The sequence below is a fragment of the Paenibacillus lautus genome (assembly GCF_050482385.1).
Taxonomy (GTDB): Bacteria; Bacillota; Bacilli; order Paenibacillales; family Paenibacillaceae; genus Paenibacillus_AQ; species Paenibacillus_AQ lautus_B.
The window spans coordinates 280405-290093 of the sequence record NZ_JBCNHV010000012.1 but is presented as its reverse complement, the minus strand read 5'-3'; the positions used below and the strand labels follow the sequence as shown (position 1 = coordinate 290093).

The window sequence follows — 9689 nt, the reverse complement described above, 5'->3', positions numbered from 1 at the left end:
TCAACGTTCCACCGAAGTGGTTCGTTTTACTCACTCGTTGTTCAGTTTTCAAAGATCAACTTCTTCGTTACTGGCGAATCTCGTTCGCACCAGCAACTCTTATAATATATCATGTTTGTTTCGATAATGCAAGAGGTTTTTTTAGAAAGTTTTTTAAGTTCTTCATTTCTTTCGATTAACCTCTAACCCATCGCAATCTTGCTTATCGCGACTGGATTTATAATGTATCATATTTCTCGATCCGATAGCAATATATAAATTCTTCCAAATGATTATTCTTTTATAAATAGCTGTTAGCAGTATTTCATACAGTAGATTCATAGACAGTATATCGGACGAGCATACAAAAGGGACCACATCTTGGTCCCTTTTGTTTAACTATAACCAGGCATTCATTGATGATGTCTTAACTCTTGATCCAGGGATTGTGGCGCTTGCCTTTTGATGAGACTTGAGGCTTTCGTGATTTCTTGGCTTCTGTTCTTGTTTTATTAGCTTGCTGACGATGGACTTTGGCTCTTTCCTTAGCATTCTCTTCAATGGCGGTATCTCTGGATCCGGATGGTTCCTTATCGTTCTCAACGTCACTGCTGACCGACACATTAGATTGCATGGCTTCGAATGGAGCCGACGGATTGAATGCCGAATCGAGCTGCTGGTCATTTTGCCGATCATACCAGTTCTGTTCATATGGATTTACAAATGGAGGATATGCTCCTTGAGTTCCCATGAGTTCGGACGGATATCCGTATGGCCTAGGATTGTAGCCATCCTGCCAAGGTTGATACGGTACCGCCATGTCCGGTGCATGCTGGTAATGCCCATGTTGCGGCATGTTATAGTGCGGACTAACTTCTCCCCCGTGGCATCCGCAAGGAGACGGAACATAACCATATGTCGCGGCTGTATGATGATGCTCAGGATATGGATGGTAATCGGAACCCATATTCCCTGTATACGATTCCGCGATCGAGAACTGGGAATATTCCAAGCTCATCGGCTGTTCGGAAACTCCCGGATATCCTGAAGCTACATTTCCCCAGCCTTCATTGTAGGAAACCGGCATCGCTTCCTGCGGTATATGGTGATATGGATGAATGGCTGTGCCGTAATCGGCACCATGCCAATGTTTAGATTCATGGCAACCACATGGTCCTTCATGAAAACCACCGTATGGAGGCATCATAAATGCAGGCGCTTCTTTAAAAGGAAATTCCGGACATGGATGTGGCATCATATGAAGCGGCATCTCCATAAATGGCGGACATGGTTCGGCCATGGGATGGATTGGGTGAGGTAACGGCATGGTTTTAACAGGGTACGTATACTCAGGTTCTATTGGTTTATATGGCATTTTAAAATCTGGGTTGTACTCTGGTTTATATTCAGGTTTGAATTCAGGCATGATTGCAGGCTTTTTAAAATCAGGCATGACATCCGGTTTTTTTACTTCTGGCAGAACCTCTGGTTTCTTAATTTCCGGCAGGATCTCCGGTTTCTTGACTTCCGGCAGGATGACCGGTTTCTTGATTTCAGGTAAAATCTCCGGTTTGTACTCCGGTTCGAATTTCTTAGGCTCCTCGGGAAAAGGCGAAATCTCAGGAAGTTTCGGCAAAATCGGCGGCTCGGGCTCCTTCTTAACTTCCGGAACAACCGGAGGCTGCTCGATCGGCGCTGTGATTTCTTCCTTTACTCCTGTGTAATCCTTGCTCCCCGGCTTCTTCTTGCCCGGGTTCGAACCACTGCCACTGCTCATCGAACCCCCGTCATCTGCCCCCGACTCCGAATATACGCCTGATGAAGGGATGTTCACGACCTCTCCCACCAGCAGGGCATTCGGATTTTTAAGCTGCGGGTTGGCATCAATGATTTCCTTCAGGGTTACGCCCCATGCCTTCGACAGTTTCCAGAGGGAGTCCCCCTGCTTTACCGTATGCTTATGGATAATGGGTTGGCTGCCGCCTGGTACCGGAACAGGCTCTGTCGGTACTTTGATTTTGGCACCGACATCGAGCTTATTCGGATCCACCAGCTGCGGATTGGCATCGATGATTTTCGCTAAAGGAACGTCGTATTTTTTGGACAGCTCATATAGGGTGTCGCCTTCCTTGACGATGTGTATCTTCACGCCGCTAAAACCTCCTACACTCTTCTAGGCGTCATGTAATTCGCCCGCTTTCGTTAATACATCCTATGCACGGAATAGGCGATTGACATCCCTCTGGGCAAAAAAAATCCTTTCATCGACATGAAAGGATGGTTTAAGTCGTTTATTTAGCTGTCCTAAAACGTTAGGATTCCCACACTTTATAACCGTCTTGATCCACAATTCTGCGGAATTCCTGGAGCAGTTGAAGCGTAATTGGACCAGCCTGCCCTTTTCCGATCATCCGTCCGTCAATTTCCCGAGCGGCGATAACCTCGGCGGCGGTTCCTGTAAAAAACACCTCGTCTGCAATATATACGTCATGCATGCTGAAAGGCTCTTCCTTCAATTTAATGCCGAGTTTATCGCATAAATCAATAATCGCCTGACGTGTAATGCCTTCAAGCGCACCAAGGTAGCACGGTGGCGTGGTGACCACGCCGTTTTTCACGACAAAAATATTGTCCCCGGAGCCTTCCGTCACATATCCTTGTGCGTTCATCATGATCGCTTCATCCGCTCCCGCAAAGTTGGATTGGATCTTCACAAGAATATTGTTCAAATAGTTCAGAGACTTGATTTTCGGATTGAGTGCATCCGGAATGTTACGGCGCTGGGCTACGGAAACGGCCTTCAAACCGTTCAGATAGGCTTCTTCAGAGTAGATCGCCAACTGCTCCACAATGATCAACACCGTTGGTTTAGGGCAGCGACGCGGGTCCAGACCCAGATTGCCTGCGCCTCGGGATACCACGATACGGATGTACCCGTTCCGCATATCGTTGCGCCGAATCGTTTCGGCCATAGCCTCCAGCAGCTCATCATATGCCAGTGGGATGACTAAATCGATGGACTTGGCGGAATCGTACAGCCGATCCAAGTGTTCCTTGCACTTAAAGATGTTGCCGTTATATATCCGAATGCCTTCGAATATGCCGTCTCCGTACAAAAATCCATGATCAAAAACGGATACTTTTGCATTCTCTTTTGTGACGAATTCTCCATCCAGATAGATCCATTGCTCTGACATTTACTTAACCTCCATTTTCTCACTCTCGTACGCGTAGCCCGGATAAGTGCCCAGCACACGAACCAAACATCCCAGCGCTTCAATCTCTCCCATGGCGGCGAGCAATAGAACGGAATCGGCTGCGGCCATGACATCGATATAAAAATAGTAATTACCGAGTTTCTTCTTCGTCGGACGGGATTCGATCCGGGACAGGTTCAGGCGCCGCCAAGCAAAAGCAGAAAGCACCTGATGCAGCGCTCCCGGCACATCCTCTGGGAGGGTCACGAGAATGCTGGTCTTGATATGCTCCGGCGAACGGTTGACTGAAATCGGCTCGCGTCCGATCAGGACAAACCGGGTGTAATTGTTATCATGGTCGGTAATCCGCTCGGCAAGCAGATTTAATCCGTGAGTGGCTGCGCCAAGTGAAGTGCCGATCGCCGCCCAGCCCTGACCGGGATTTTCCTTTACGATCTTAACCCCTTCAGACGTGCTGCCTACCTGCTCCAGCTCAGCCTGTGGTGCGGCCTTCGCGAGGAACTGACGGCACTGGGCCGTTGCTACTTGGTGAGACCAAATTTTTGTGATTTTACTGTAATCCATCGTACCGTCATTTGAACGGAACTCGGCAGCATTTCCGATCAGGTTTTGAATGGAAGGATAAACCCACTCTACCTGCATCGGCAGATCCACCTCATTGACCAACCAATCCATATGAAGGCTCACGGAGCCTTCGATGGTATTCTCAATCGGGATCACGCTGTAATCGCTTTTTCCTTCTACTGTAGACATAAATACATCAGAGATCAGTTTATGGTGGACAAACTCCACCGGCTCACCGTTAAGGAGATAAAGTATCGCTTCATGAGATACCGATCCTGAGGGCAACAAGGCTATTTTTTTCATGCGGTAACTTCCCCTCTAATCATATCCAAAAAGGATCTATTGTTTATATCATCCAAGAGCTGGACGCCTTCTGCAACTGGATTCAATGGGTAACACGAAGACGAGATTCCTTCCGCCTTCATCGTCTCCAATAAATATGCGCTCAATTCTTCCACCCGCGAAACGTTCCGATCCACCAACGCAATCATCGTCGGGCCCGCTCCGCTTAGTGCAATACCGAGCGCTCCGTGTCTTGTCGCTTCAGCCAAAATCTTGGTCATCCCAGGCACAAGCGGTACCCGATAGGGCTGGTGAATCCGGTCTTGCATTGCGGCATGAATCAAGTCCAGTCTGCCTGCCGAAAGAGCCGCAGTCATCAAGGAGGTTCGACTAATATTATATACAGCATCCGCTAAACTGACCTGGGCGGGCAGCGCTTCCCTTGCTTTGGATGTCGCCAACTCGAAATCGGGAATAACGACGAGCGTGCCGAGGTCTGCTGGAGGTTCAATACGTATATAATCCGCATGGGCTCCGTCCCATACCGCCGTAATAATCCCTCCAAATAAAGAAGCCCCTACATTATCCGGGTGCTTCTCAAGATCCGTCGCCATGTCAAAAAGCTTGGAATCGGGCAGCGGCGAACCGATCAGCGCATTGGCAGCCGCCAGCGCACCTACAATCGCAGATGCACTGCTGCCAAGACCGCGGGTAAGCGGAATTTCGGAATACATGGAAATCTCGAGATCAGGAACAGCCTGTCCCGCTTCTTCAAAAACCATCTGAGCCACCTTGTAGATCAGGTTGCTCTTATCCGTCGGCAGACCACCCATCTCATCACCATGAAGATGGAATACGGTCCGCTCCGACGCCTTCATCTCGATCCAGGAATATAAAGACAATGCCATGCCGAGTGTATCGAATCCAGGTCCCAAATTAGCCGTACTGGCCGGAACCTTCACCCGGACACCTTGAGACAAACTCATACCCGTGCAGCTCCTTCAAGCTTAGCAATAGCATCCATTACGGCTGATTCTGTATCCGATACGACGAGCGGTTCAGCGTTCACGGTAGAAATGGCGATATTCGGATCCTTGAGCCCATGCCCTGTCAGCACACAGACAACGGACTCTCCACCTTTAAAATATCCTTCTCGCTTCATTTTATAAACGCCTGCAATGGAGGCAGCCGATCCTGGCTCGGCAAAAATGCCCTCACGCGATGCGATTTTGCGGTATGCTTCTAAAATTTCTTCATCCGTCACGTAGTTAATCTGTCCACCGGATTCCGCTGCGGCGGCAACCGCAGTTTTCCAGCTGGCCGGGTTCCCGATACGGATGGCAGTCGCTACCGTTTCCGGGTTCGCAATAGGCTCTCCCTTCACGATCGCCATAGCACCTTCCGCTTCAAATCCTAGCATTTTCGGTAGTGAAGATGATTTACCCGCTGCGTGGTACTCTTTAAATCCTTTCCAGTAAGCGGAGATGTTCCCCGCATTGCCAACCGGAATCGCCAGCACGTCCGGAGCTTTCCCTAACTGGTCAACAACTTCGAATGCAGCCGTCTTCTGGCCTTCGATTCGATAAGGATTCACGGAGTTCACAAGCGCAATCGGATGCTTCGCCGTAATCTCGCGCACAATTTCCAGCGCGCGGTCGAAATTGCCCTCAATCGCAATAACCTTCGCTCCGTAGATCATCGCCTGGGCGAGCTTGCCCAGCGCTATATTATTGTTCGGAATGATAACGATACAATTTAATCCGCCACGAGCGGCATAAGCAGCCGCTGCTGCAGACGTATTACCCGTTGAAGCGCACATGATGGTGCGGCTTCCCTCTTCCATTGCTTTTGCTACGGCCATTACCATCCCGCGGTCTTTAAATGAACCCGTGGGATTAAGCCCCTCAAATTTGAAATGCAGATCAATTCCGAGCTCTTCGGATAAATTCACAGCTTTGATCAGGGGGGTATTCCCTTCCTTTAGCGTTAGAAGCGGAGTACGCTCATTCACCGGCAAATATTCTCTGTAGGTTTGAAGCAATCCTTCATACGGCATCTCTCTTGTTCTCCTTTTCTTATGAAAAAATTATATCGGGTTATTTAATGAGTTCTAATCCCTTATCCTTCAACACGGTAAACACTTTTAATCCGGCGAATGACTTCCAGGCCTTCAAAATGATTCAGCACTTCATCCATATTGGCTTTGCTCGCATTGTGCGTGACGATGATAATCTCTGCGTCCGGATTATGCTCGTTCGGCTGCTGAACAACGGATTCCAGGCTGACGTTATATTCGGCGAACACCTGCGTAATTTGGGCAAGTACACCTGCTTTATCGTCGACATGAAGCAAAATGAAGTTCTTGTACATGATCTGCTCATCGGTTTTGAGTTTCTTCGGTTTGTAAGGAACGATGGCTTTGAGCCCGTTAACGCCGAGCTTCAGATTCTTGATGACCGCAACCAAGTCTGCAACAACGGATGTAGCGGTTGGCATCTCGCCGGCGCCGGCTCCGTAAAACATCGTTTCACCTACAGCTTCTCCGTATACATAAACCGCGTTGAATACCCCATTCACGGCCGCGATAGGATGTCCTTTTCGAACCATCGTAGGCTGAACAGTGATGCTGAACTCATCGTCCTGACGCTCCGCTATACCCAGCAGCTTCATCTCGTAGCCCAAACGCTTCGCATAGGCGATATCTTCTTTGGTCACTTGCGAGATTCCCTTAACGGTTACATCCTGAAGCTCAACGTTCGTGCGGAAGCCAAGTGTCCCTAGTATCGCCATTTTGCGGGCCGCATCCAAGCCTTCTACATCGGAGGTCGGATCGGCTTCTGCATAACCCAGCTCCTGAGCTTCTGCCAGGACATCCTCATACGATGCGCCTTCTTGGCTCATCTTGGTCAAAATGAAGTTGGTTGTACCGTTCACGATCCCCATGATTTTCATGATTCGATCCGAGGAGAAGCCTTCAATCAGCGTGCGGATAATAGGAATACCGCCAGCAACGCTTGCCTCGTAGAACACGTCGCACTGCTTCTCTTGCGCCTTGGCTAATATTTCGGCACCATGGAGAGCCATGAGATCCTTATTCGCGGTAACGATATGCTTGCCGCGCTCCAGCGCTTCGAGGATATAGGTTTTCGTCTGCTCAATCCCGCCCATCACTTCAACGATGACATCAATCTCGGGATCGCGGATGACCGCCCATGGATCTTCCGTCAGTTTATTCTGGTCCACATTAACACTGCGGTACTTCTCCAAATGTTTGACAGCGATGCGTTCTATCGTAATCGGCGAACCGACCTGGCTGCTCAAATCCTCCTGATGCCCCTCAACGATGCGGACAACCCCTGTCCCTACGGTTCCTAATCCCAAAAGTCCTACTTTGACCGGTTTCATTAATACTCTACCTCCTGTATCCCATCGCATAGATATCTATTTATTCATCATAACTTAACCTTGGCCTATCATCTGCACTCTTCTTACTCCGGTTATGCGTCTCAATCCGTCGAGCAGATCATCCAGCTCCTCATTAAGCCGGGAAACTTCGACAGAAATCACGACATTGGCGATTCCCTGGAGCGGAATGCTCTGATGAATGGTTAACACATTCCCGCCTTCACCCGCTACCAGCCCCAGCACTTCGGATAGCATCCCGGAGCGATGTTCCATATCGATAGAAATCGTTACGATTTCATCTCGTTCCAGTTGATTGATAGGATGGATTCCATCCTTGTACTTATAAAAAGCGCTTCGGCTAAGCCCAACCTGCTCAACGGCTTCGTGGACCGTCCTAACGTCTCCCGACGCCAGCAATTTTTTCACTTGCATCGTCTTAACCACAGCCTCGGGAAGGATGTCTTCCCGGACCAAATAGTAGCGTTCCTTCACAAACGTCCTCTCCTCAAAGACTACTGTATTCGTATAGTGGACATTATACTGGATATACCAAGTAAGGGCAATACATAAGTGTCCAGTTTTTTTAGATATCCCGATATTTCTTATGTCAACTCTATAGCCTATACTATATCGCAATTCGAATCAGAACACATCGATATTCACGTCAAAATTGTAAATGATGCGTAAGAAAAAGCAGTCTCCGGTATGCGGAGACTGCCGATAACGTTATACTGACGATGTGTAACTCAAGGTCAACCCGCAGTATTCGCATGGTACCGATTCGCTTGGGTTTAACATGATTCTGTTTCCGCAGCCAGCACACTCATGACTTTTTGGTCCCAGTGACGCGGCTGGTATAGGTAATTGCTCGAATGAAGTATGGGTATTCATCATACTATTGCTGTCTTCCGCGGGATGATTATTTGAAGGCTGTTTAAAAACATTTAGCTGCACCCTTCCATCCTTTATGATTCCGTTCGGAAAGTGTTTGTGATTGAGCAGATACTGCAAATCTTTTAGCACTGTGGATAGTGGATGACGAACATGTAATGCAATATCTTCAATGCTCTGATGACCGCTTAGGACAAAGGTTTCATACTCTTTTGCAAGTTTATAAAACCTCGCATTTGCGCTTAACCTTAATCCATACAAGATAGCAACGATCAATAAAGCTATAATGCCTACTACTAATGCCAAGCCAATAGCTTTATCAGCTCGTTGATTAGGTTCAAACTCACGATATGGAACAAAAAAGTAATACATCACAATAAATATGTAACCACCCATAAGACAATTGGTTAATTGAAAGTAACTATAGCCCTTCCTATAGTTCATATGGGTCGTTTTGATAAAACTCCATAGTACCGGCAATAAAATGACCGGAAACAATATAAAACTCCCAAACAAGATTAAAGCATCCCAACCGGTTGGCTGGAGCTCATACTGTTGATCTTCTTTCACTTTCTATTCATCCTCCTCCCCTCTTCTCACAGTGATTTAATATCATCCGTTATTAAGAAGGATCCCGCAGTATTCACATTCCTTGGCTTCCATATGGTTGAGCAAAACGTTGGAACCACAGCCCGAACACTTCACGTTTTTCGGCTGTGAAGGTATTGGTGGTGCTTTGATGGTTCTAAGTACGTTTCTACGATCACTTTCTCGGAGACTCGCGGAACCCGCAACCTGAGTGGATTGGATCTGCTCGGCCCCAACCTCATTCATATTCCGTTCAAACATCAACATGCCGTCAACGATAGTTCCACGCGGAAAATGGTTATTATCCATTAAATACTCTAAATCCTTCGCTACTCTTAATTCCGTTTGTCTTACTTGCTCTGCAATTTCATGTATATGATGGATCTGATGAATAAAGATTATCTGCCTATACTGATCCACCAGCTTGAAATAGTGTTCACTTCGGTTCGAGTAGAATCCGGCCGCGACTACCAGCAAAACAAAGGATATAGCAAACACTGCGAGAATGTAAGAAAAAATGGAATTCAAGAAAAAACCGTAAAGAATATACGAAACAAAACTTGCTATTAATTGAAATGAAATTAATTTATAGGTAAAGCCTTTTCGATAGTTAAGCTGATTAGAGGCCCCCCTCCAAATGGTCAATGGAATCAATATATACGGCAAAATCAAGCTGCCCATAATCAAAATAAGATCAATTACCTCTATCTTTGGTTCATATTTATAATGTTTTTGCTCCTTTATTTGAGTTGCCAAAGCTAA

General features: G+C 47.3%; 9 protein-coding genes. All 9 read right to left on the bottom strand.

Annotated elements, in window-relative coordinates; all coding sequences use genetic code 11:
- Positions 1-406 precede the first annotated feature (406 nt).
- Positions 407-2128 (bottom strand): LysM peptidoglycan-binding domain-containing protein, encoded by a 1722-nt coding sequence (locus ABEW73_RS16635; RefSeq protein WP_430169638.1) that lies wholly within the window; start codon positions 2126-2128, stop codon positions 407-409.
- A 163-nt stretch (positions 2129-2291) separates the two neighbouring features.
- Complete coding sequence (ilvE, locus tag ABEW73_RS16630; RefSeq protein ID WP_430169641.1) at positions 2292-3176, bottom strand: branched-chain-amino-acid transaminase; 885 nt, start codon at positions 3174-3176, stop codon at positions 2292-2294.
- Positions 3177-4064 carry a prephenate dehydratase gene (gene pheA / locus ABEW73_RS16625; protein ID WP_430169644.1) on the bottom strand — a complete coding sequence of 296 codons (888 nt, stop codon included), beginning with the start codon at positions 4062-4064 and terminating at the stop codon, positions 3177-3179.
- Entirely contained in the window at positions 4061-5029 is a 969-nt protein-coding gene (gene thrB / locus ABEW73_RS16620; RefSeq protein WP_430169646.1) for a homoserine kinase, read from the bottom strand. The genes pheA and thrB overlap by 4 nt, the downstream gene beginning before the upstream one ends.
- The gene (gene thrC / locus ABEW73_RS16615; RefSeq protein WP_430169649.1) at positions 5026-6099 is read right to left on the bottom strand and encodes a threonine synthase; all 1074 of its coding nucleotides are present in this window, start codon (positions 6097-6099) and stop codon (positions 5026-5028) included. The genes thrB and thrC overlap by 4 nt, the downstream gene beginning before the upstream one ends.
- 62 nt (positions 6100-6161) lie before the next feature.
- The gene (locus ABEW73_RS16610) at positions 6162-7448 is read right to left on the bottom strand and encodes a homoserine dehydrogenase (protein ID WP_071223398.1); all 1287 of its coding nucleotides are present in this window, start codon (positions 7446-7448) and stop codon (positions 6162-6164) included.
- Positions 7449-7502: 54 nt separating this feature from the next.
- Positions 7503-7940, bottom strand: a complete 438-nt coding sequence (locus ABEW73_RS16605; protein WP_063478870.1) for an ACT domain-containing protein — start codon at positions 7938-7940, stop codon at positions 7503-7505.
- Between the two features lie 234 nt (positions 7941-8174).
- Positions 8175-8909 (bottom strand): hypothetical protein, encoded by a 735-nt coding sequence (locus tag ABEW73_RS16600; protein ID WP_430169652.1) that lies wholly within the window; start codon positions 8907-8909, stop codon positions 8175-8177.
- Between the two features lie 42 nt (positions 8910-8951).
- Positions 8952-9683, bottom strand: coding sequence for a hypothetical protein (locus ABEW73_RS16595; protein ID WP_430169654.1), 732 nt, complete (start codon positions 9681-9683; stop codon positions 8952-8954).
- Between the last annotated feature and the right edge of the window lie 6 nt (positions 9684-9689).